The 23,406-nt window shown below is 66.8% G+C and carries 17 protein-coding genes and 1 pseudogene; 8 read left to right on the top strand and 10 right to left on the bottom strand.

Annotation, left to right across the window (positions count from 1 at the left end):
* Nucleotides 1-66: 66 nt before the first annotated feature.
* Entirely contained in the window at nucleotides 67-2,520 is a 2,454-nt protein-coding gene (locus ASE11_RS12930; protein ID WP_056271833.1) for a UvrD-helicase domain-containing protein, read from the top strand.
* Between the two features lie 3 nt (nucleotides 2,521-2,523).
* Here the strand turns inward: ASE11_RS12930 and ASE11_RS12925 are convergent, their stop codons facing one another.
* The gene (locus ASE11_RS12925) at nucleotides 2,524-4,716 is read right to left on the bottom strand and encodes a PhoX family protein (RefSeq protein WP_056272231.1); all 2,193 of its coding nucleotides are present in this window, start codon (nucleotides 4,714-4,716) and stop codon (nucleotides 2,524-2,526) included.
* A gap of 70 nt (nucleotides 4,717-4,786) precedes the next feature.
* The gene (locus ASE11_RS12920; protein WP_056271831.1) at nucleotides 4,787-5,785 is read right to left on the bottom strand and encodes an AraC family transcriptional regulator; all 999 of its coding nucleotides are present in this window, start codon (nucleotides 5,783-5,785) and stop codon (nucleotides 4,787-4,789) included.
* 201 nt (nucleotides 5,786-5,986) lie between these two features.
* On the opposite strand from ASE11_RS12920, the gene ASE11_RS12915 reads away from it, so the two are divergent.
* The 3 genes and pseudogenes from ASE11_RS12915 to ASE11_RS27100 form a co-directional block, all read left to right on the top strand.
* Nucleotides 5,987-6,814 carry a class I SAM-dependent methyltransferase gene (locus ASE11_RS12915; protein ID WP_056271827.1) on the top strand — a complete coding sequence of 276 codons (828 nt, stop codon included), beginning with the start codon at nucleotides 5,987-5,989 and terminating at the stop codon, nucleotides 6,812-6,814.
* A gap of 29 nt (nucleotides 6,815-6,843) precedes the next feature.
* Nucleotides 6,844-8,058 (top strand): vanadium-dependent haloperoxidase, encoded by a 1,215-nt coding sequence (locus tag ASE11_RS12910; RefSeq protein WP_056271819.1) that lies wholly within the window; start codon nucleotides 6,844-6,846, stop codon nucleotides 8,056-8,058.
* Nucleotides 8,022-8,270 (top strand): annotated as a pseudogene (locus ASE11_RS27100) (NAD(P)-binding protein); the annotation flags it as partial. The gene ASE11_RS12910 and the pseudogene ASE11_RS27100, both read left to right, overlap by 37 nt.
* A 395-nt stretch (nucleotides 8,271-8,665) precedes the next feature.
* Here ASE11_RS27100 and ASE11_RS12900 read toward each other — a convergent pair.
* The 4 genes from ASE11_RS12900 to ASE11_RS12885 are packed head-to-tail and all read right to left on the bottom strand — an operon-like array spanning nucleotide 8,666 to nucleotide 11,587.
* A complete protein-coding gene (locus ASE11_RS12900; protein ID WP_056271814.1) occupies nucleotides 8,666-9,418 on the bottom strand; it encodes a hypothetical protein in 753 nt (250 codons plus the stop codon).
* Nucleotides 9,415-10,212, bottom strand: coding sequence for a BPSS1780 family membrane protein (locus ASE11_RS12895; protein WP_056271811.1), 798 nt, complete (start codon nucleotides 10,210-10,212; stop codon nucleotides 9,415-9,417). Before ASE11_RS12895 ends, ASE11_RS12900 begins: the two co-directional genes overlap by 4 nt.
* Entirely contained in the window at nucleotides 10,209-11,240 is a 1,032-nt protein-coding gene (locus ASE11_RS12890; protein ID WP_082585711.1) for a homoserine kinase, read from the bottom strand. The genes ASE11_RS12895 and ASE11_RS12890 overlap by 4 nt, the downstream gene beginning before the upstream one ends.
* 11 nt (nucleotides 11,241-11,251) lie before the next feature.
* Nucleotides 11,252-11,587: a hypothetical protein gene (locus ASE11_RS12885; protein WP_056271809.1), complete on the bottom strand. Its 336-nt coding sequence runs from the start codon at nucleotides 11,585-11,587 to the stop codon at nucleotides 11,252-11,254.
* 92 nt (nucleotides 11,588-11,679) lie between these two features.
* Between ASE11_RS12885 and polA the strand changes: the two genes are divergently transcribed.
* From polA to ASE11_RS12865, 4 genes are all read left to right on the top strand, one after another.
* A complete protein-coding gene (gene polA / locus ASE11_RS12880) occupies nucleotides 11,680-14,496 on the top strand; it encodes a DNA polymerase I (protein WP_056271807.1) in 2,817 nt (938 codons plus the stop codon).
* 113 nt (nucleotides 14,497-14,609) lie between these two features.
* Nucleotides 14,610-15,800: a serine hydrolase domain-containing protein gene (locus ASE11_RS12875; protein WP_056271804.1), complete on the top strand. Its 1,191-nt coding sequence runs from the start codon at nucleotides 14,610-14,612 to the stop codon at nucleotides 15,798-15,800.
* A gap of 48 nt (nucleotides 15,801-15,848) precedes the next feature.
* Nucleotides 15,849-16,757, top strand: coding sequence for a dienelactone hydrolase family protein (locus tag ASE11_RS12870; RefSeq protein WP_056271801.1), 909 nt, complete (start codon nucleotides 15,849-15,851; stop codon nucleotides 16,755-16,757).
* A gap of 70 nt (nucleotides 16,758-16,827) precedes the next feature.
* Nucleotides 16,828-17,631: a ZIP family metal transporter gene (locus ASE11_RS12865; RefSeq protein WP_056271798.1), complete on the top strand. Its 804-nt coding sequence runs from the start codon at nucleotides 16,828-16,830 to the stop codon at nucleotides 17,629-17,631.
* A 6-nt stretch (nucleotides 17,632-17,637) separates the two neighbouring features.
* Here the strand turns inward: ASE11_RS12865 and ASE11_RS12860 are convergent, their stop codons facing one another.
* From ASE11_RS12860 to ASE11_RS12845, 4 genes are read right to left on the bottom strand one after another with little or no spacing between them, the layout of a single operon-like run.
* Nucleotides 17,638-20,211, bottom strand: coding sequence for a PAS domain S-box protein (locus ASE11_RS12860; RefSeq protein ID WP_162258042.1), 2,574 nt, complete (start codon nucleotides 20,209-20,211; stop codon nucleotides 17,638-17,640).
* A 22-nt stretch (nucleotides 20,212-20,233) separates the two neighbouring features.
* Nucleotides 20,234-21,091 (bottom strand): sulfurtransferase, encoded by an 858-nt coding sequence (locus ASE11_RS12855; protein WP_056271793.1) that lies wholly within the window; start codon nucleotides 21,089-21,091, stop codon nucleotides 20,234-20,236.
* Nucleotides 21,092-21,121: 30 nt separating this feature from the next.
* Nucleotides 21,122-22,012 (bottom strand): DMT family transporter, encoded by an 891-nt coding sequence (locus tag ASE11_RS12850; protein WP_056271791.1) that lies wholly within the window; start codon nucleotides 22,010-22,012, stop codon nucleotides 21,122-21,124.
* A 45-nt stretch (nucleotides 22,013-22,057) separates the two neighbouring features.
* The gene (locus tag ASE11_RS12845) at nucleotides 22,058-23,206 is read right to left on the bottom strand and encodes an aromatic ring-hydroxylating oxygenase subunit alpha (RefSeq protein ID WP_056271788.1); all 1,149 of its coding nucleotides are present in this window, start codon (nucleotides 23,204-23,206) and stop codon (nucleotides 22,058-22,060) included.
* Between the last annotated feature and the right edge of the window lie 200 nt (nucleotides 23,207-23,406).

Raw genomic sequence — 23,406 nt, 5'->3', positions numbered from 1 at the left:
CCATATGGCCTGCATACGCATGACCGTATACCGCCCGCGGTGCAGGGCGCTTCCTACAATCAGACCATGTTGTTTGAAGAATCCGTCGCCCCGTCCCCGCTGCTCGCGGGTCTCAACGCCGAACAGGCCGCCGCCGTCATGCTCCCGGCCGAGCATTCGCTCATCCTGGCCGGGGCGGGCTCGGGCAAGACGCGCGTGCTCACCACCCGCATCGCCTGGCTCTTGCAGACCGGGCAGGTCACGCCCGGCGGTGTGCTCGCGGTCACTTTCACCAACAAGGCCGCCAAGGAAATGATGACGCGGCTGTCCAGCATGCTGCCTGTGAACGTGCGGGGCATGTGGATCGGCACCTTCCACGGCCTGTGCAACCGCTTCTTGCGTGCGCACCACAAGCTGGCCAACCTCCCGGCCACGTTCCAGATCCTGGATACACAGGACCAGCTCTCGGCCATCAAGCGCCTGTGCAAACAGTTCAACGTGGACGACGAGCGTTATCCCCCGAAGCAGATCCAGTACTTCATCAGCGGCTGCAAGGAAGATGGCCAGCGCCCGCGCGACGTGGTGGCGCGCGACGAGGAGACGCGCAAGAAGGTCGAGCTTTACGGGCTCTACGAAGAGCAGTGCCAGCGCGAGGGCGTGGTGGACTTCGGCGAACTCATGCTGCGCTCCTACGAGGTGCTGCGCGACAACGACCCGGTGCGCGAGCACTACCAGCGGCGCTTCCGCCACATCCTGATCGACGAGTTCCAGGACACCAACCGCCTGCAGTACGCGTGGATCAAGATGTTCAGCGCGCCGCCACTCGAAGGCCTGCCGGGTTCGGGCAACGCGGTGTTCGCGGTGGGCGACGACGACCAGAGCATCTACGCCTTTCGCGGTGCGCGCGTGGGCAACATGGCCGACTTCGTGCGCGAATTCAACGTGCGCCACCAGATCAAGCTGGAGCAGAACTACCGCAGTTGCAGCAACATCCTCGACTCCGCCAACGAACTCATCAGCCACAACACGAACCGCCTGGGCAAGAACCTGCGCACCGACGCCGGGGCCGGCGAGCCGGTGCGCGTGCATGAAGCCACGAGCGACTTCGCCGAAGCGCAGTGGATGGTCGACGAGATGAAGCAGCTCGCGCGCGAAGACGTGCCCAAGGTGGAGATGGCCGTGCTCTACCGCAGCAATGCGCAAAGCCGCGTGGTGGAGACGGCGCTGTTCAACGCCGCCATGCCCTACCGCGTGTACGGCGGCCTGCGGTTTTTCGAGCGCGCCGAGATCAAGCACGCGCTGGCCTATCTGCGTTTGCTGGAAAACGCCAACGACGACACCAGCTTCCTGCGCGTGGTGAACTTCCCGCCGCGCGGCATCGGTGCGCGCAGCATCGAACAACTGCAGGACGTGGCGCGCAGCTCGGGCTGCTCGCTGCACGACGCGGTGAGCGCGGTGACTGGCCGCGCCGGCGTGGCCATCGGCGCCTTCGTGGCCAAGCTCGATGTGCTGCGCGAACGCTCCGAAGGCATGACGCTGTCCGAGATCATCGAGTTGGTGCTCGAGCACAGCGGCCTGGTGGAGCACTACCGCGCCGAACGCGAAGGGCAGGACCGGGTGGAGAACCTGGAAGAACTGGTGAGTGCTGCCAAGAGCTTTGTCGGTATCGAGGGTTTCGGCCGGGATGCGGTGGCACGCACGGTGGACGGGCCGGCGCTGACGCAGAGCCCGGCCAGCCAGGGGCTGGATCCCGAGATGTCCGTTCGCCCTGAGCCTGTCGAAGGGCTCGCGGGGTCTTCGACAAGCTCAGACCGAACGGATGTTGTCGAGCCGGAAACCGGCGAGACCATGAGCCCGCTCGCGGCCTTCCTCACCCACGCCGCACTCGAATCGGGCGACAACCAGGCGCAGGCCGGGCAGGACGCGGTGCAGCTCATGACGGTGCACGCTGCCAAGGGACTGGAGTTCGATGTGGTGTTCATCACCGGCATGGAAGAGGGCCTGTTCCCGCACGAGAATTCGATGAGCGACCGCGATGGGCTGGAAGAAGAGCGCCGTCTGATGTACGTGGCGATCACACGCGCGAGGAAGCGGCTGTATCTCAGCCACTCTCAGACGCGCATGCTGCACGGCCAGACGCGCTACAACATGAAGAGCCGCTTCTTCGACGAGCTGCCCGAAGCCTGCCTGAAATGGCTCACGCCACAGCAGCCGGCCTGGGGCGCACCGGGTGGCGCGGGCGGCGGCGGTGGCCAGTGGCAGAACGGGCGGCGCTTTGGCGCAGCGCCCGCGCTGCAACCATCGTGGTCACCCGGCTTCAACGACAAAGGCGACCCCAAAGGTCTGGGCCAGAACGCGCCCGAACCCGACCGCGGCACCGACATCAAGGCCGGCATGGCCGTGTTCCACAACAAGTTCGGCGAGGGCAAGGTCTTGTCCATCGAAGGCGCGGGCGATGACGCCCGCGCGCAGGTGAACTTCAGCCGCCATGGAACGAAGTGGCTTGCGCTCAGTGTCGCGAAGCTAACCCCGATCACTTGAACATCAAGTCCCTATGACGCCACCGTCATTTTTCGTGATCACGATGGTGGCCGAGCGCGGGCGCTTGCCGGCGCCGTAGCCGACGTTGGTCGGCCACTGGCTTTCAAACTTCGACGGGTCCATGACGTCGGCCATGCGGGTGCCTTCGCCCGGGTGCTGGATGTTCACGAAGATGGTCTTGCCGTCGGGGGTTTCGCACCAACCGGTGATCTCGCAGCCCTTGGGGCCGACCAGGAAGCGCTTGAGCGTGGCGGGCGTGGGCGCCTTGCCCATGCGGGTCTCCACTGTCTTGCTGCTGCCGTCGGCCATCTTGTGCATCACGGCCTTGGGGCCTCCGTCGCCGACGCGGCCGGGCACGGCGGCCAGCATCATGCAGTTGGTCTTGTCGGTGTAGGCACCGTCGTCGGTCTGGATCCAGCAGATGCCGGTGGTGGGGCTGAACACCAGACCGTCGGGGGCCGACATGTCGTTCTCGTCGGTCAGGCTGGAGAGGTTGATCGAGGACTTGTCGGCATCCGCCTCGGCGCCGAACAGGTAGATGTCCCACTTGAACGAACTGCCCGCGGGCGAGGCATCGGCCAGACGCACGATGTGGCCGTGCACGTTGCCCTTTTGCTCCTTGCTGCCCTTCATGTCGGTGTACACGCGCGGGTTGACCGCGTCGGCAGCACTTGAGGTGCGTGCGCTGTTGTTGGTCAGCGTCATGTAGATCTCGCCGGTGCGGGGGTTGATGCCGCCCCACTCGGGGCGGTCCATGCGCGTGGCGCCCACGGCGTCGGCGGCCAGTCGGGTGAAGATGGCCACGTCGGCGTCGCTCTTGAACTCGAAGTACGAGCTGTTGGCGATCACCGGGTTGTTCACCGAGAGCTCCAGCCACTCGCCGCTGCCGTCGCCCTTGAAGCGCGCGGCGTACAGCGTGCCCTTGTCGAGGTACTTGTCGCCGGCGGCCAGACGGTTCGCGGGCTTGGCATCGGCCGGGTCCCACTTCGCGGCCGAGACGAACTTGTACATGTACTCGCCGCGCGCGTCGTCGCCCATGTAGGCCACGACGGGCTGGCCCGCCACCGGCTTCGCGAACGACACGCTCTCGTGCGCGAAGCGGCCCAGGCCGGTGCGCTTGCGCAGGACCGAACGCGCATCGTAAGGATCGAGCTCGACCACATAACCGAAGGTGTTCATCTCGTTGCGGTAGTCGTCCCGGGCGCTGGCGGCGGTGGCGCCGTTGTTCCAGCGCGCGTACATGTCGGCAGTGCCGCCGGTTTCCCAGCCGTGGCGGCTGGCCGCGCCAGCCTTGCGGCCGTAGCGGTTGAGCGCCTGCACCTGCTTGTCCTTCTTGCGCGCATCGTCGTCCTTGGCGTCGCGGAAGAAGTAGCCGTACCAGTTTTCTTCGCCCGACACGAAGGTGCCCCACGGCGTCTTGCCGGTGCCGCAGTTGTTCAGCGTGCCACGGCATTTCGTGGCGTCTGCGCTGTACTTCGTCACCAGATGCTCGCTGCCGCGCGCCGGGCCGTGGAGGGCGGCCTCGGTCATGGTGGTGACGCGCCGGTTGAACGGCGAGGTCTGCTTGTAGCCCCATTGCTTGCCACGGCCCTCGACCTCGACCACCGCGAGGCCGTGGATCATGAGTTCCTTGTCGATCTCGGCCGCGGGGCGCGGCAGGGTGGACGCGCCGCCCGTGGGATGGATGAAGAAGGAGCTGAGCTTCTCGTCGGTGGTGGCCTCGTGGTTCATGGCCAGCAGGCCGCGCGCGGTGGCGCTGTCGGATGGCTTGCCCTGCGCGTCCAGGCCGAACCATTCCATGCCGTCGTGGTGATCGCCTGCGCGGTTGCCGAAGTCGGCGTCGGTGCCGTCATTCTTGTAAGCCGGCGTGGCGGCGGTGAGCGGATCGCCCAGCGCGTAGATCACTTGGGCGGAGTAGCCCGGGGGGATCATCACCACATCGGCAAGGCTCTTGGCCACGGGCGTGAAGCCCAGGGTGTTGACAGCCGCCGGCAAGGGCGCCTGGGAGGCCGTGGCGCAGCCGGCCAGCGTGGCCGCTCCGCCGAGGGCCGCAGCGCCCGCCATCCCCATGCCGCCACGCAGCAGGCCGCGGCGGCTCAGGCGGGTGGCGAGCACTTCGTCAAAAGCGGGGTTGCCGCTGCGGTTGGAGTCTTCGTCGTTGAATTGGGTGCTTGGGCGGATGTTGTCGTGGGACATGCTGATGGCCTTGGGTGAATGAATCACCGCGGATCATGTGCAAGTCATGTGAAAGTCTGGTGACAGGAAGTCACCTGGTCTGCGCACGCCGCCACGCCGCCGGCGGCAGACCGACCAGGCGTTTGAAGGCGCGCGCGAAGGCGGCTTCTGAGTCGTAGCCCACCTCCAGCGCCACAGCGGCCACCTTGGCATGCCCCTGGCGCAGCAGCCCCGCGCCCAGCTGCATGCGCCAGTTCGTCAGGTATTGCATCGGCGCCTGCCCGGTCAGGTCAACAAAGCGCTCGTGCAGGGCCGAGCGCGACAGCCCGACCTGACGGCCCAGTTCCTCCACGCTCCAGGGTTCTGACGGACGTTCGTGCATCAGGGCAATGGCCTGCCCCACATGCCGGTCGCGCAGGGCGCCCAGCCATCCCGCTGAACCCGGCGGCAGCGATTCGAGGTAGCGCCGCGCGGCATCGACAAACACGAACTCGCTGGCGCGCTCCAGGATGGCGGCGCTGCCGGCGCGGCGCTCGCGCGATTCCGCCACTGCCTGGTCCAGCAGTTGCGTCGTCCATGCCCCCAAGGCCCCGGCGCGCAGGTGCAGCTGCGGTGGCAGGGCGTTGATCAGCGGGTTGAACGGCTTCATGTCGCAGGCCACGAATCCGCACACCACCACCGTGCGCGCATCGTCAGCGGGGCCGGGCAGGCCGGGCCGCAGCACGCCCCGGTGGTAGGCCACGGCGATCGGCTTGGGGTCGTTGCGTGTCTCGTAGCGCCAGTTGCTCTGATCCTCCGACGCATGCAGGCCGGGGGCGCTCGAAATCACGTGGCCGTCACCGCGTGGAAACATGATGATGTCGCCGGCGGCCAGACGCACCGGAGCCTGGCCGTCCGAGGCAGCCCAACCATCTCCTTTGACCACCAGGTGGTAGGCCAGCACGTGGTCGGCGCCCGGCATGAGAGCCCCGGCCAGCATCGGTGACGGTGGTGTCTCGGCCGCCCACTCGCCGTCGAAGCTCACGTAATAAAAGATGGCGCCCCGCAAGCGCACGCTGCGCAACACATCGGACAAGGGATCGTGGCTCATCGCAAGTTCCCGGCCGTGTGGAGTCTGGATCAAGTCGCGCGGACACACGGTGGAGGCGCGAAGTTGCGCACCCTCAACGGCGGACGCACGAGCAAATATGCCCAACGGAAGGTGAAGCGTCAACGGCCACCGTTTTTGAGAATGGATTCGTCGGCGCCACCTGCGTCGATGCACCTCGAACACCCATCCTCAGGAGACACCATGAACACCGTCATCGACAAACCCGCCCCGGATTTCACCGCCATCAAGCAGCGCCAGCAGGCCACCTGGGCCAGTGGCGACTACGCCGCCATCGGCACCACCTTGCAGATCGTCGGCGAGACGCTGGTCGAAGCCGCCGACGTGCGTGCCGGCCAGGCCGTGCTCGACGTGGCCGCCGGCAACGGCAACGCCTCGCTGGCTGCCGCGCGCCGCTACGCGAAGGTCACATCCACCGACTACGTGCAGGCACTGCTGGACAAGGGGCGCGCCCGTGCAGAGGCCGAACACCTGCCGGTGCAGTTTCAGCTCGCCGATGCCGAAGCCTTGCCCTTTGGCAACGCCAGCTTCGACACCGTGCTGTCCACCTTCGGCGTCATGTTCACGCCCGACCACCACCGCGCCGCCAGCGAGATGCTGCGCGTGCTGCGCCCGGGTGGCCGCATCGCCCTGGCGAACTGGACGCCCGCTGGCTTCATCGGTCGCCTGTTCAAGGTGATCGGCGCCCATGTGCCCCCGCCAGCGGGTGTGCAGTCGCCCGCGCTGTGGGGCACCGAGCCGCACATCGTCGAGTTGTTTGGCGCCCAGGCCGCGCAGATCAAATGCCAGCGCCGGCACTTCAACTTCCGCTACCACTCGGCGGCGCACTTCGTGGCGGTGTTTCGCGAGTTCTACGGCCCCACCCACAAGGCCTTCGCCGCGCTCGACGCCGCCGGTGCGCAGTCGCTCGAGCGCGCCATCACCGCACTGCTCGACGAGTTGAACGTGGCCGGTACCGACTCGCTGGTGGTGCCCGGCGAATACCTCGAGATCGTGATCACCAAACACTGAAGCGCTCCACCCATTTGAAGGAGATCACCATGAAGACCCGCAGCTTGATAGCCCACTTGGCGGTGCCACTCACCAGCGCCTTGTTCACCACCCTGGCCTCGCACGTGCGGGCCGATGTCATCACCGACTGGAACCAGCGCTCCGCGCAGATCGTCGGCGAGGCGCGCATCGGTACGCCGCCCGCTGTGCGCGTGATGGCGCTGGTGCAGACCGCCGCCTACGAGGCGGCGCGTGAAGCCCGGCGCGCCCCGTCGGCACCACCCCATGCGGTGGACGCGGCGGTGGCGGGCGCCCACCGCGCCGCGCTGACGCAACTGCTCCCGGCGCAGCGCGCGGCCATCGACGCCGCCGTGCAGGCCGCCCTGGCGGCCATGCCGGACGACGCACCGAGGGCGGAACACCTGGCGGCCGGCGAGCGCGCCGCGCAGCGTGTGCTGGCCTCGCGCACCGGCGAGATGCCGGGCGGTGCCGATACCTACCGCCCGCACACCACCCCGGGCGCGTATGTGCCGACCACGACGCTGGCTGCGCTCCAGTGGCCGCAGCGCAGGCCGTGGCTGCTGCAGCGCGCCGACCAGTTCCGCCCCGGCCCGCCGCCTGCGCTGAACAGCGCGCGCTGGGCCGCCGACTACAACGAGATGAAATCCGTGGGTGGCCGCGACAGCAAGCAGCGCAGCGCGGAACAGACAGACGTCGGGCGCTTCTGGGACCACTCGCTGCCGGCGATCTACCACGGCGTGGTGCGCTCGGTGGCGCTGCAGCCTGGCCGCGATGTGCTGGCCAACGCACGGCTCTTCGCGGTGGTCGCGCAGTCCATGGACGACGCCCTGATCGCGGTAATGGACGCCAAGTACCACCACAACTTCTGGCGCCCGGTCACGGCGATCCGCAACGGCGATCTCGACGGCCACGACGGCACCGAACGTGACGCCAGCTGGGCACCGCTGATCGACACACCGATGCATCCGGAGTACCCCTGCGCGCACTGCATCCTGGCGGGCACCGTGGCCACGGTGCTGAACGCCGAAGGGCGCAAGGGGCCGCTGCCCGTGCTCAGCACCACCAGCGCCACGCTGCCTGGCGTCGTGCGCCGCTGGAACAGCCCCGACGACTTCATGCACGAGGTGGCGCAGGCCCGCATCTACGGCGGCGTTCACTACCGCAAATCCACCGAGGTGGGCATGGCCATGGGTCAGCGCATCGGCGAATGGGCACTGCAGCGCAGCGTAGCGGCGGAACAATGATTCACATCCAGGAGACCAACATGAGCGAACACATCCTGGAAGCCGACTACGTGATCGTCGGTGCGGGCGCCGTGGGCATGGCCATGGCCGACACGCTGACGGCGGAGACGACGGCCAAGGTGGTCATCGTGGACCGCCGCGCCAAGCCCGGCGGCCATTGGAACGAAGCCTACCCCTTCGTGCGCCTGCATGGCCCCTCGGTCACCTACGGCGTCAATTCGATGCCGCTGGGCAGTGGCCGCATCGACGAGGTGGGCCTGAATGCGGGCCTTAACGAGCTGGCCAGTGGCGCCGAGATCTGCGCCTACTACGACCGCGTGATGCAGCAGCGTTTGTTGCCCAGCGGCCGCGTGACCTGGCTGCCACTGCACGACTTGGATGAGGACGGCGTGGCCATCTCGTTGGTGCATGGCCAGCGTCGGCGCCTGGTGGCCCGTTCAGCTTCCAGAGCCAGTGGCCCAGCAACAAAGGCTACGGCGCCGGGAGCCGCCCGCGCTCGGCGACGATCGTCATCACCCGCAACGATGGTGGTGTGATCGGTCTCTGAGTCACCTGCTCCCCAAAGACAAAACCCGGCTCAGCCGGGTTTTGTCTTTGGGGGGGTGCCTCAACGCGTCGCGGCCGGGTGCGCATCGGCGGGGCGCTGCTCCATGTAGCCGCGTCCGTCTTTCACACCGGTGCGCCCGGCGATCTGCCAGGCGGTGCGCTGGTCGATCAGGCGGGCCAGGAACTCCAGCTCTTCGTCGGTGTGGTTCAAGGCCGGGGCGGGGGTGAGGAAACGCCCGGCCTTGGGTTCGACCTCGCCCCAGAACGACTGGTGGTAGCTCGACACCGACAGCGCCCGGTTGCCCCCGGCCTGCATCTCCACCGTGCCGTAGCAGTTGCAGAAATAGCTGCGGTTGGCCTGGTCGGCAAACACCTCGGTGTACACGCCGGTGCCCCGGATGCCGGCGGTCAGCGTGGGGGTGACGATGGATCGGCTGGGGCCGCTGCCGAAGGCGCTGACCACCGCACCGCTGAGCAGGCGCAGCAGGCTCACGGTGTGCAGGGTGGCACCACGCTCCACCGTCATGCGCGAGTTTTGCCGCACGTTGAAGGACGCATTGCCCAGCACGAAGATCAGCCGCGAGGCCGGGCCGGTGGCGATCTCGTCACCGGTCTGGACGGTTTGCTGGGGCAGCATGCGCCGCCCGTTGAGGAGCACGTCGCCCAACAGCTCCACCACATTGCTGCGCTGCTGCGCCATGGCCGCAGGCAGCCCACCCATGGCCACCCAGGCGGCGGCCGCCTTGAGGGTGTCGCGGCGCTGGAACCAGGTCACTTCGCTCTCGACGCGGCCCTGCAGGGTGTGTTGGCTCATGCATCTTCTCCGGTGGTTGTGGGCACGGGTTGCTCGGTCGACTCGAAACTGTCAACAAAAGTGAAATATATCGAGGTGTGAAACATCGAGGCCATGAACAGGACAGCCGGGTACAAGACGATGTTGAGCGCGGCCGCGCCGCCCAGAAAGGCGCCCAGCAGGCTCATGAACAGGCCAACCAGCATGAACACGCCGATCCAGCCCAGCGAGTACATGAGCATCGCGCCCTTGTTGCCCCAGCAGGCCATGAAGCTGAAGAACAGGCTCTTGCCCGGGCTCACGCCGTGCCAGTGCACCAGGGCCGGTGCATGCCAGAAGGCCATCAGCACCGGCAGGTAGACCACCAGACCGGCGAGCAGGCCCTGGTTGGCCAGCGAGGCGCGCACCACTTCGGCCGTGACTTCGGCGTTCGCGTCTGGTGGTGGTATGGCCTCGCCTGCAAACAGCGTGGCCACGCCCAGCACCAGCAGCAGGCCGGCGGCATACAGCGCACCGAGGACGAGCATGTTGCGGGTCTGCACCGGTGTTCCCCGCAGGCCCGAGACCAGCGTGGAGGGCATGGGAAAGCGGCCCTGCACGGCTTCGCGCGTGGCCGCCATCAGGCCCAGCGTGGCCGCCGGCACCAGTGCCAGCGAGATCACCGTGCCCAGCAGCGGGATGAGCGAGAGCACCGAAACGGTGGCCATGAACATGAAGAACAGGCCAGACATGGCCAGCGGCTGGCGGAAGAAGGTCTTCATGCCCAGCTTGACCCACTGCAGGCCGGTGCGGGCGGGAACGAGGTGGAGTTTCATGCGGTCACGGGTTGGGGCGCTGTCGCGGGAGCAGCGGTATCGAGCAGCTGCACCGACAGGTCGCGCGCGTGGGTGGCGCGCTCGCGCAGCACGCGTTCGAAATGGGTGGGGTCGTGGGCCTGCAGCATGGCGGCTTCGCGCGGCAGGTGCAGGTCCCACAGGCGGGAAATCCAGAAGCGCAGGGCGCCGGCGCGCAGCATGGCCGGCAGCAGGCTTCGTTCGGCCGTGCTCAGCGGGCGCACTGCCTGGTAGGCCGCCAGCAGGGCCCGGGAGCGTGCGGCATCAAAGCTGCCGTCGGTGGCGTCCTGGCTGTGGTGCACGCACCAGTCGTTGAGGCAGACCGCAATGTCGAACAGGAAGGTGTCGCAGCCGGCGAAATAGAAATCAAAGAAGCCGGTGAGCTCGCCGGCTTCGAACATCACGTTGTCGCGGAACAGGTCGGCGTGGATCGGGCCGCGGGGCAGGGCGGTGTAGGCCGGGCTGGCGGCCACGTGGTTCTGGTAAGCCAGCTCGGTGCGGATCAGGTCGGCCTGCGGTGCGCTCAGAAAGGGCAGCACCACCGGCACGGTCTCGTTCCACCACGCCAGACCGCGCAGGTTGGGCTGGTTCAGGGGGAAATCACGTCCGGCCAGGTGCATGCGCGCCAGCATGCCGCCCACCGCTTCGCAGTGCGCCACACCGGGGGCCAGTTCGCTCCTGCCGCGCAGCTTGTCCACCACGGCGGCGGGTTTGCCTTGCACGGTGTGCAGGATCTCGCCTTTCGCGGTGGCGGCCGGGTCGGGCACCGGGATGCCTTTGCCCGCCAGAAACTTCATGAGGTGCAGGTAGAACGGCAGTTGCTCGAAGCCCAGTCGTTCGAACACGGTGAGCACATGCTCCAGCGTGGCGCCATCGCGCTCGCTGGTCACGAAGTAGTTGGTGTTTTCAATGCCGCCCTGGATGCCCCGCAATTCGGTGAGGTCTCCCAGATCCAGGGTGTGCAGCAGGGCAGCGGCTTCCGCGAACGCGACTTCGGTGTAAACGGCCATGAAACGCGCAATCAGAAGTTCAGGATGCGCCAACTGCTTCGACCGGCATTGCCGGTGCGCTTGCCGCCGACTTCGCCGGTGCCTGATCCGTTCGTGTCGGGGTTGATCTGGTAGGCCGGTGCGCCGTTCTTGGGTTGCACGTCGATGCTCTTTGTCTCGCCGCCCACACGCACCTCGTCGATGCGGGTGAGCGCGTCTTCGTTGGTGATGCGTTCGATGCGATCGCGCGGCGAGGCGGGCTGGGGCGGCTGCTCCACCGGGGCCGTCTGGGCCTGGGCGGCCGAGGCCAGGGTGATGCCCGCCACCAGGGCGAGGGCGGAGAGCAGGCGTGGGGTGTGGGCGTTCATGCCTCATTGTAGGCAGGCGGGGGCCTGCGGCGCACGTGAAGGGCCAAGCGCCCGGCCTGCGAAGCGGGCTCGATCTCCCCGACAATGCTCGCATGTCCGACCTTACATCCCCCGCCCCCACCCTGTTGCTGGTCGACGGCTCCAGCTACCTCTACCGCGCCTTCCACGCCATGCCGGACCTGCGAGCCGTGCCAGGCGACCCGGCCAGCCCGGCCACGGGGGCCATCCGCGGCATGATCAACATGATGCAGAAGCTGCGCAAGGACGTGCGAGCCGACTTCGCCGCCTGCGTGTTCGACGCCAAGGGGCCGACCTTCCGCGATGCGCTCTACCCCGAGTACAAGGCCAACCGCTCACCCATGCCCGACGACCTGCGCGCGCAGATCGGCCCCATCCACGAGGTGGTGAAGCTGCTGGGCTGGAAGGTGCTGGATGTGCCCGGCGTGGAGGCCGACGACGTGATCGGCACGCTCGCGCACGTGGCGGCGCAGCAGGGCATCACCTGCATCATCTCCAGCGGTGACAAGGACCTGAGCCAGTTGGTCAACGAGCACATCACGGTGATCGACACGATGAACGACCGACGGCGCGACATCGCCGGCGTGACGGCCGAATTCGGCGTGCCGCCCAGTCTGATGCTGGACTACCAGACCCTGGTGGGTGATCAGGTGGACAACGTGCCGGGTGTGCCCAAGGTCGGTCCCAAGACCGCCGTGAAATGGCTGCTCGAATACGGCTCGCTGGAAGCGCTGGTGGCGCGCGCGGGCGAAATCAAGGGTGTGGCGGGCGAGAACCTGCGCAACGCGCTCGATTGGCTGCCCAAGGGGCGCGAGTTGCTCACCATCAAGACCGACTGCGATCTCAAGGACCACATCGAAGGCTTGCCCTCGCTGGAGGCCATCACGATCGGCGGGCAGGATTCCGAGGCGCTCATGGCGTTCAGCGAAAAGTACGGCTTCAAGGGCCTGGTGCGCACGCTGGCGCAGCACGACGTGCCACCGGAAATGCTCGAGGAACACAAGGCCAAGACCAAGGGCAAGGCCGGCGATGGCTCGCCAGGCCTGTTCGACGAGCCCGACCTGAGCGGCAGCGCCGAGCGCGCCACCAACCTGGCCTACGACACCATCCTGTCCTGGGATCTGTTCGACACCTGGCTGCAGCGCGTGCTCGCGGCCGACCTGGTGGCGGTGGACACCGAAACCACCTCGCTCGACGAGATGCGCGCCGAGATCGTGGGCATCAGCTTCAGTGTGACGCCCGGCGCGGCGGCCTACATCCCGCTGCGCCACAGTGGACCCGACGCGCCCGAGCAGTTGCCGTTCGACGAGGTGCTGGCCAAGCTCAAGCCCTGGCTGGAAGACCCGAAGCACGCCAAGCTCGGCCAGCACGTGAAGTACGACCGCCACGTGTTCGCCAACCACGGCATCGAGGTGCAGGGCTACGTGCACGACACCATGCTGCAGAGCTATGTGCTGGAAGTGCACAAGCCGCACGGTCTGGCCAGCCTGGCCGAGCGCCACCTGGGCCGCCAGGGCATCAACTACGAAGACCTGTGCGGCAAGGGTGCCCACCAGATTCCGTTTGCACAGGTCGACGTGGCCAAGGCGGCCGAATATTCGTGCGAGGACAGTGACCAGACGCTGGACGTGCACCTGGCGCTGTGGCCGCAACTGCAGGCGAACGTGAACTTGCGCTTTGTCTACGAGCTTGAGATCGCCAGCAGCGAAGCGCTTTACCGCATCGAGCGCAACGGCGTGCTGATCGACGCGCCCACACTCGCCAGGCAGAGCCACGAACTGGGGTCGCGCATCCACGCGCTGGAGCAGGAGGCTTACGAGATCGCGGGACAGCCGTTCAACCTCAGCAGCCCCAAGCAGCTCGGCGAAATCTTCTTCGACAAGCTGGGCCTGCCGGTGATCAAAAAAACCGCGACCGGCGCGCGCAGCACCGACGAGGAGGTGCTGGAAAAACTCGCCGAAGACTACCCACTGCCCGCCAAGATCCTGGAGCACCGGGGTCTGTCCAAGCTCAAGGGCACCTACACCGACAAGCTCGCCCAGCTCGCGCTGCCGCGCACGGGGCGGGTGCACACGCACTACGCGCAGGCCGTGGCGGTGACGGGGCGGCTGTCCAGCAACGACCCCAACCTGCAGAACATCCCCATCCGCACGCCGGAAGGCCGGCGCGTGCGCGAGGCCTTCGTGGCGCCGGCCGGTCATGTGATCGCCAGCGCCGATTACTCGCAGATCGAACTGCGCATCATGGCCCACATCAGCGGCGACGAGGCTCTGCTGCGCGCCTTTCACGAAGGCATCGACGTGCACCGCGCCACCGCAGCCGAGGTGTTCGGCGTGGAGGCGGCGCAGGTGAGCAGCGAGCAGCGGCGCTACGCCAAGGTGATCAACTTCGGCCTGATCTACGGCATGAGTGCCTTTGGCCTGGCCAAGGCCCTGGCCATCGACAACACCGCGGCCAAAAATTACATCCAGCGCTACTTCGAACGCTTCGAGGGCGTGAAGCGCTACATGGACGACACGCGCCAGAGTGCCAAAGCCCGGGGTTATGTGGAAACCGTGTTCGGTCGCCGCCTGTACCTCCCCGAGATCAACAGCCCCAACGGGCCGAGGCGCAGTGGCGCTGAGCGCGCCGCCATCAACGCACCCATGCAGGGCACGGCGGCCGACCTCATCAAGCTCAGCATGGTGGCGGTGCAGAAGGCGCTGGACGAGCAACAGCGCGGCACGAAGATGATCATGCAGGTGCACGACGAACTGGTGTTCGAGGTGCCCGAGGGCGAGGTGGACTGGCTCAAGACCGAGATTCCGCGCCTGATGGCGGGCGTGGCTGAGCTCAAGGTGCCGCTGCTCGCGGAAGTGGGCGTGGGACCCAACTGGGACAAAGCCCATTGACATGAAACACCCCCGCCGCACTTCGTGCGACCCCCTCCAGGGGGCGGCGCCTGCGGCCCGGCGGAGCCGGTTCCGCGGCGCCCCCGGGTGGGACACGCGGCCCGGACACTGACATGCAGAATCGCCGCGCGTTTCTGTGCGCCGGCCTGTCTGTGGCGGGCTGGCCGGCGTGGGCGCAGACCGACGACAAGTGGGGCGCGCAGCGCGGGTACCCGCAGAGTCGCTCCAGCTTCGAGCGCGTTCCAGAGTTCCGCGTGGGCAATTATTCGGGGGGCCACGAGCGTTCGATCCGCCACCACGTGATCCGGGCCGGCGGCAGAATGGCTGCCTGGAACGAGGCGCCAGTGAACGATTTCCACTACCGGTGGGCAGGGTTGCGCAAGACGCCCGACGAATACCTGGCGCAGTGGCCCGTCACGGGCCTGCTGATCGCGCGCGACGGCAACATCCTGGTCGAGCGCTACGGCTTCGCGCGCCAACCGTCCATGCGCTTGCAGAGCTGGTCCATGGCCAAGAGCATCACCTCGCTGTTGCTGGGCATCTGCCTGGACCGCGGGCTCATTGCCTCGCTGGACGAGCCGGCCGCCCGATACGTGCCCGAACTCGACGGTACCCTGCACGGTGAGACCACGTTGCGCCACCTGGCCAACATGTGCAGCGGCGCCGATGTGGTGCACGCGCGCGACAACGCAGTTCTTTACCCCGGTGCGTTGCTGGGCCGGGACCCCGACATCGCGCGCACCGTGAAGGACTGGAACCGGCGCAGCGATCCCGCCGGTACGCGCTTCAACTACAACGAGCTGTGTCCGCTGACGCTGGGCATGGTGATGCGCCGCGTCACCGGGGGCTCGCTGTCGGCCTTTGCCGAACAGGTGCTGTGGCAGCCCATGGGCGCCGAGGCGCCGGCCACCTGGTTCACCGATGCGCGCGGGGCCGAGTTCAACAGCATCGGTTTCGCCGCGCGGCTGCGCGACTGGGCGCGGCTGGGCCAACTGGTCGCCCAACGCGGCCGCGGCCCTGAGGGCCAGGCCATCGTCAGCGAGGCGTGGATCAAGGAGTGCACTTCATGGAGCGAGCGTGATGCCCCGGTGCGCCACGGCCGGGCCCGGTTGGCGCTGGGTTACAAGGCCTTGTTCTGGCATGGGCGCGCCGACGGGTCGCGACCCGCCATGCACGGCCACCACGGCCAGCGCGTGTTGATCGACATGCCCACGCGCACCGTGCTCGTGCAGACGGCGGTCGACCAGCAGGGTCTTTGGGAGCCGGAGCTGCAGGACATGTTTGACGCCGCCACGCGGGTTTGATGGTCGTGGCAGACTGGCCCGTCCCAACCCAGATCAGGAGACTTCCACATGCTCAAGGACTCACACGACCAACATGCCCAGGACCTCGGTGCCCTGCTGCCGGGCCAGTCGAATGAACATGGCACCACCCGCCGCACCGCACTGAAGGCGGCGCTGGGCGTGGGTTACGCCGCGTCGGTCTTGCCCCTGATGGCGCAGACGGCGATCAGGACGCCGTCCGACGGCCTCACCGTGGGCGAGGTCATGATCGACGTCAATGGTTACAGGATGCCGGCCTACCGCGCCGCGCCGGCCGGCAAGACCGGCCTGCCGGTGGTGCTGGTGCTCTCCGAGATCTTCGGCGTGCACGAGTACATTGCCGACACCGCGCGCCGATTCGCCAAGGCCGGTTATCTGGCCATTGCACCCGAGCTGTTCGTGCGCCAAGGCGATGCGCAGAGCTATGGCGAGTTGGCCAAGCTGATCGCCGAGGTGGTGTCCAAGGTGCCGGATGCGCAGGTGATGGCCGACCTGGATGCCTCGGTGAAGTGGGCCGGTGCCAACGGCGGCGATGTTTCCAAGGTGGGCGTCACCGGCTTTTGCTGGGGCGGACGCCACGTGTGGCTGTACGCGGCCCACAACCCGGCGGTGAAGGCCGGCGTGGCCTGGTACGGCCGTCTGGTGGGCGATGCGACGCCCCTCAATCCCAAGCACCCGGTGGACGTGGCCGCCCAGCTCAAGGGCCCCGTGCTGGGTCTTTATGGCGGCGCCGACTCCGGCATCCCCCTTGACACGGTTGATAAGATGAAGGCTGCTCTGGCGGTGGGCAGTCGGGCCGCCAAAGCATCGACTTTTGTGGTCTACCCCGAAGCACCCCACGCTTTCCATGCCGACTACCGCCCGAGTTTCCGCAAGGAGCCGGCCGAAGATGGCTGGAACCGTGCACTGGCCTGGTTCAAGCAGCACGGCATGGCCTGAGCCGCGTTGCGCCGGGGACCCGAGGCCGCTGAAAAGCGGCCTTTTTCATGGACAAACTGAACAAAACAACATGACCTTGCTGGCGATCTTGGTGGGTACCGTGGCGGCCGGTGTGGGCAGCGTCTGGCTGGCAGCGCTGATGGCGCTTGCGATGCTGGCGCGCTACACACAACACATGCTCAGCCTGGCCGCCGGTGCACTCATGGCCACAGCCTTCATGCACCTGCTGCCCGAGGCGTTCGAGAGCGAGGCCGGCGCGCACGAGTTGTTTGCCATGTTGCTGGGCGGGCTGGTGTTTTTCTTCCTGCTCGACAAGGCCGAGCTGTGGCACCACGGGCACGAGCACAACCACGGGCCGGCGCAGGAAGAAGCTCATGGGGATCACGCCCACCATCACCACGACCATGCGCACCACAACCACGGTCCACGTTCGGGCGGCTGGGCCGTGCTGGCCGGCGACAGCGTGCATGCGTTTGGCGATGGCATCCTGATCGCTTCGGCTTTCCTGGCCGACATGCGCCTGGGCGTGATCACCTCGCTGGCGGTGCTGGCCCACGAAGTGCCGCACCACATCGGCGACCTGGTGGTGCTGCGCCTCACCTCGGGCACCTCGCGCGCTGCGCTGGTCAAGGTCTCCATGGCGGGCACGGTCACCGCCCTGGGTGGGGTGGTGGGCTATTTCCTCGTGACGCAGTTGCAGGACTACCTGCCGTTCTTCCTGGTGGCCGCGTCCAGCAGCTTTGTCTATGTGGCGCTGGCCGATCTCATTCCGCAACTGCAGAAACAACTGGGCTTTCGGGACACGGTGGCGCAGGTGGCCTGGTTGCTGGCGGGCATCGCTCTCGTGACTCTGGTGAGCAGCCTGGCCCACTGACCCCCATCAAGCGGCGGGTGCGTCGCCGAGCGAAAAGCTGAACGTGGCGCCTTCGCCGGGCGCACTGATGGCCGTGATGTCACCGCCGTGGCGCTCGATGATGCGGCGCACGGTGGCCAGGCCGATGCCCGTGCCTTCAAACTCGTTGGCCATGTGCAGACGCTGAAATGGTTTGAACAGTTTGGCGGCGTAGGCCATGTTGAAGCCCACGCCGTTGTCCCGCACGAAATACCGGGGCGCACTGTCACCCTCGTGCTCGGAACGCCCGAACTCGATCACCGTCTGTGGCTGGTCGCGGCTGTATTTCAAGGCGTTGCCCAGCAGGTTTTCCAGCGCGATGCGCGCGAGCTGCGGGTCGCACCCCGCCGCCAGCCCTTGCGCGATGTGGCACCGCACCTGGCGCTGCGGGTGTTTGTCCAGCTGTTCGGCCAGGATGCTGCGCACCAGCTCGCTCAAGTCGACGCTCTGGCGCTCCAGCGGTGCCTGACTCACGCGGGCCAGCGCCAGCAGCGCGGAGATGAGCGAGCCCATGCGTGCGGTGGACGACAGCACCCGGTCGAACATCTCGCGCTCGTCGGCACTCATGCGCTCACCGAGCTGTTCGTCGAGCAGACGGGTGAAGCCGTCGATGGCGCGCAGGGGTGACTTCAGGTCGTGTGAGACCGTGTAGGCGAAGGAGTCGAGTTCCGCGTTGAGCTTTTGCAGATCGGCGGTGCGCTCGCGCACCCGCTGCTCCAGCGTCTCGGTCAGGCGCTGGATCTCGCGGTCGCGGTGCAAGCGCACCAGCTCGGCGTTGGCGCGGCTGGCAAAAATGGAGACCAGCGCCTGAAGGTCTTCGCGCAGGGTCAATGGCTTGCGCCACATCGCAAACAGGATGCCGATGGGCGTTCCGTCGGCATCGCGCAAGGCCTGTCCGAGGTAGGCCTGGAAACCTTCGCGGTTGATGCCTCTGGCCTGCGGAAATTCCAGCGGCAGGCCTTGGGCGCACACGAACACGTCTTTTTGCTGGAGGGTTTCAGCGCACGGTGTGTTGACTGTGTCGAAGCTGAAGGTGGGCATGGGCAATGCATCCTTCCAGATGGAGAGGATATGCACTTGTTGCGGATCCCTGCATTCGCCGATCACCACCATGTCGCATCTGATGGCTTCACAGAGGTGCCGTGTCAGCGCGCCGAAGAACGCCTCTCCGGTTTCCGCCGCAACGCCCTTGGCCACATTGAGCAACAAGGACTCCCGCCTCTTTTCGGCGGTGGTGTTGATCGTGCAGGACAGGATGCAGGCCTCCCCGTCGATCTCGATGAGTTCTGCCCACAGCCGGGTATCGATCAGGCTGCCGTCCTTGTGGCGCATCCGGGTGTCGTAGTTGTCGATGCGGCCGTCGCGCAGGAGCTGGGCCACGAAGCGCTCCCGGTCAGCTGGCGTGAGCCAGACGCCGGTATCGACCGATGTCTTGCCCAGCTGTTCCTCAAGCCGCAATCCCTGCACGGAGTCGGTGGCTTCATTGATTTCCACGAAGCTTCCGTCGGAAAGCCGGGTGATGGTGAGGTTCAGCGGACTGAAGTTGAAGGCCTTGGCAAACCGCTCTTCAGAGCGCCTGAGCCGGTCCATGGCTTCGGCCTGCGCACTCACATCGGTGATGGTGGTGATGATGAGCTTGTCTTCACGGTCGGTGCCCATCTCGCTGGAGATGAGCGCCTGGAAGACGGTGCCATCGGCACGCCGGCCCAGGCAGGGGAACTGGTCCATGTGGCGCTCGGCATAGAGCTGTTGCAAGTAGGTGTCGCGCTGGGCCGGGTCGTTCCAGAGGAAGCTTTCCTGGCGGCCGAGCACCTGGTCGCGGGCGTAGCCGTAGCTGCGCTCGAACGCCGGGTTCACATCGAGGATGGAGCCGGTGCGCGCCGACTGGGCCACCATGGGGCTCGGGCTGGTGCGGAAGATGCGGGCAAAACGCTCCAGGCTGCGGTCACGCTCCTGTTCGGTGGCTTTGCGCCGCTCGAATTCCTGGGTCTTCAGCCGGATCGCCCGGTTGGTCCTCACCCGACTGTGGTGCACCATCAGCGCGGACACCAGGATGGTGGCCGAGTGCGTGATCCACACCCGCAGACTGACGTTGAAATCTGGTGTGGCCGTCATCAGACCGTTGGCTTCGGCCCAGGTCAGGGCGCCCAGCGAGCCGATGCTGGCAGCCGTGGTGATGATGAGCGCCGTGCGCCCGAGGAATATGCCGGCGCCCAGGACCGCGCCCATGAACAGGAAACCCACGGCAGTGCGCACCGATCCGTAGGTGAGGGCGGAGAAGATGGCGGAGGCCAGCACGGCGGCCACGATGAGGTGTGCCACATAGCGCGTGCGGCCGGTGCGCGTGAGGCCGTAGCAGAACCAGGCCACGACCGTGAGCCCGCCAGCCACCCAGCCTTCGTGCTTGCCCGGCGCCGCGAGCACCAGCTCCAGCGTGAGCACCAGCAGGCCAGCGATCCCGATCACGAGCGACATCAAGGCCAGCGCGGAAGTGCGGTCCTGGTCTCCGAGAATGTTCAGTGCGGCGTCGTCGTAGGACTGCATGGAGGACGTGAAGGACATGGGCGCAGGGTCGCGGTCGCCGTCAGCCTGCGGCGCAAGGCGCATCGGGCGTGTTGCACCATTCGCTCCAGCTGCCGGGATAGAGCGCAGTGCGGCCCAGGCCAGCAATTTCCATGGCCAGCAGGTTGGGAACGGCGCTCACACCGCTGCCACAGTGATGAACCACGCTGGCAGGGTCGCGTCCGGCCAGCAGGTGTTCAAACTCGGCGCGCAACTGCGCTGCCGGTTTGAAGCGACCATCCGGTCCGATGTTCTCGGCGAAAGGCCGGTTCAATGCGCCCGGAATGTGTCCGGCCACCGGGTCCAGCGGTTCGACCTCGCCGCGAAAGCGCGCAGCAGCCCTTGCATCGATCAGCGTCTGTGCGGGGCGGCCGAGCGATTGCAGGATGGCGCTGGTGGAGGCGGTGGCTGCTGCGGTCGGCTTGAGGGTGAAGTGCCCGGGCCCGACCTGAGGTGATGGCCCGCTGCCAAGTGCGCCACCAGCCGCTTTCCAGGCCGCCAGCCCACCATCCAGCACGGCCACGGGCTCATGTCCGCACCACTTGAGCATCCACCACAGGCGCCCGCAGTAGTTGGCACCCTGGCGATCGAGCACCACCACCTGCATGTCGTCCGACAGTCCCAGTGCCGCCATGCGCTTGGCAAACGTCTCGCGCGATGGCAGGGGATGGCGCCCGCCGCTGGTGCGGTCGGCGCCCGTCTTGTCGCTGAGGTGGTGGTCCAGGTGCACGTACAACGAGCCGGGGATGTGCTCCTCGGCGAACTGCGCGGCGCCTGCGTCGGGTTTCGTGAGTTCGAAGCTGCAGTCAAACACGCGCAGGGGCGCGCCGGAGGACATGAGTTGCTGCAGTTCGCGGGCAGAGATCAGCGTGGTGAACATGCGCGCATTGTGCTTCAGGTCCCAGGGACGTCAGTGATCCTCGGCGGGCGCGTTTGGCACGGCCCGTGTGCGCAGCACCGTGGCGATGATGCCGCTGACGATGATCAGGCCCATGCCCAGCCATCCGATCAGGGAAAGCTGGTCGCCGAAGATGACCACGCCGTAGATGCCCGCGATCACGATGCCCGAGTACTGCAGGTTGGCCACCACCATGGTCGCGCCGCGCGAGTAGGCGCGCGTCATGCAGAGTTGTCCGAACAGGGCCAGCAGGCCAATGGGCAGCAGCCAGAGGGCGCTGGGCCAGTGCAAAGGGCTCACCCCCACGAACAGCATGCCCAGCGCGCCCGCGAGCACGGCGCCGACGGAGAAATAGAACACGGTGCGGCTCTCGGGCTCGCCGGCTCGCGAGAGCGCGGCCACCTGCAGGTAGGCGAAGGCCGCGAAGATGCCCGAGAGCAAACCCACCAGCGCGCCCATGACCTGGTTGTCGGCGAGCGTGGGGCGCAGCATCATGGCCACGCCGGCAAAGCCTGCGAGCACAGTGAGGAACAGCGGCCCCTGCTGGCGGATCGGCGCATTGCGCCCCTGCATCAGCAGTGCGCCGCCGAGCAGGAAGGTGGCAATCCACACGCTGCTCATGTAGTTCAGCGTCATGGCCGTGGCCAGGGGCAGGGCGGCAATGGCGAAGAACCAGGCGGTGAGCGAGATCGTGCCGACGATGCTGCGCCAGACATGCATCATCGGCAGGCTGGTGCGCAGCGAGACGCCGTTGATGCGCGTCATGCCGACCAGGAAGGCCATGCCCACGAGGCCGCGGTAGAAGACGATCTCGAAGCTGTTGAAGTGCGCAGCCGCGAACTTGATGCACACGCCCATGGTGGCGAAGAACAGCGAGGCGAGCAGCATCCAGAGAGCCTGCACGGATCAGGCTCCCGGGGTGTTTTGGGGGCGGATGGCGTGCACCCGTCAGCCCGCGAGAGCCGCCGCCATCCGGCGGCGGTACCACTCGTGGAAGTGCTGCATGCCGTCTTCCATCGGGCTCTGGTAGGGGCCGATCTCGTCGTCGCCACGGGCCAGCAGCGCCTTGCGACCGGCGTCCATGCGCTCGGCGATCTCGTCGTCTTCCAGACACGTCTCCATGTAGGCGGCGCGCTGGGCTTCGACGAACTCGCGCTCGAAGGCGGCAATTTCTTCGGGGTAATAGAACTCGACCATGTTGATGGTCTTGTCCACGCTCACCGGGTGCAGGGTGGAGACCGTGAGCACATGCGGGTACCACTCCACCATGATGTGCGGGTAGTAGGTCAACCAGATCGCACCGTGCTCGGGCATCTGGCCCTGCCGGTACTGCATGAGCTGTTCGTGCCAGCGTTGGTAGACCGGGCTGCCGGCCTTGCCCAGCAGGTTGGCAGGCCCCACCGTCTGCACCGAATACTCGGGCTTGAATTCCCAGCGCAGGTCTTCGCAGGTGACGAAGCCACCCAAACCCGGGTGGAAGGGCGCCACATGGTAGTCCTCCAGATAGACCTCGATGAAGGTCTTCCAGTTGTAGTTGCACTCATGCAGCTCCACGTGGTCCAGCACCATGCCCTCGAAATCGAGCGCGGCGCGCGGTCCCATGTGGGCCAGATCGGACTGCACGTCGCGGCCGTTGTCCTCGAACAGCAAACCATTCCACTCGCGCAGCGGGTAGTTGTTGAGGTTCAGGCAGGGGTCTTTGTCAAAGTGGGGCGCGCCCAGCAACTGGCCCGCCTGTTCGCCCTGGATGCCGCTGTAGGTCCAACGGTGCAAGGGGCACACGATGTTGCCACCCGCGCTGCCGCTGCGGGTCTCCAGCAGGTTGCCCCGTCCCTTGAGGATGATGGCCTGCCGGTGGCGGCAGACGTTGGAGACCAGCTCGACGCCGCTGGCGGTGCGCACCAGAGCACGTCCGCCCGCTTCCTGCGGCAGTGCGTGGTAGTCCCCTGGGTTGGGGACGGCGAGTTGGTGCCCCACATACCGGGGCCCGCGCTGGAAGAGGACTTCCTTTTCGCGCTGGAACAGCGCTTCGTCGAAGTAACTGGAAACCTGAAGTTGGCTTGCGGCCTGCTGCAGTTGAAGACTTAAATCAGACATCGTGGTCCTGACCTAGAGACTCCCCCTATGAAGGGGCAGGGTAAGCGCTGTGCTCGTGAGACGAATTCGCGCGGGATGGGTGGAGTGGTGCGTCCCTCCGGGCTGTTGTGGCCCGTCAGTGATGAAAAGGGGCGAATTCTACCCCCCAGGGCAGTACCCACTGGCCAGCGCCGGTATGTCAAAGCGTGCCCACTTTAGAA

The sequence above is a fragment of the Hydrogenophaga sp. Root209 genome (assembly GCF_001428625.1).
Taxonomy (GTDB): domain Bacteria; phylum Pseudomonadota; class Gammaproteobacteria; order Burkholderiales; family Burkholderiaceae_C; genus Hydrogenophaga.
Note: the sequence above shows the minus strand (reverse complement) of the source record. Positions and strands in the feature narration are given on the sequence as shown.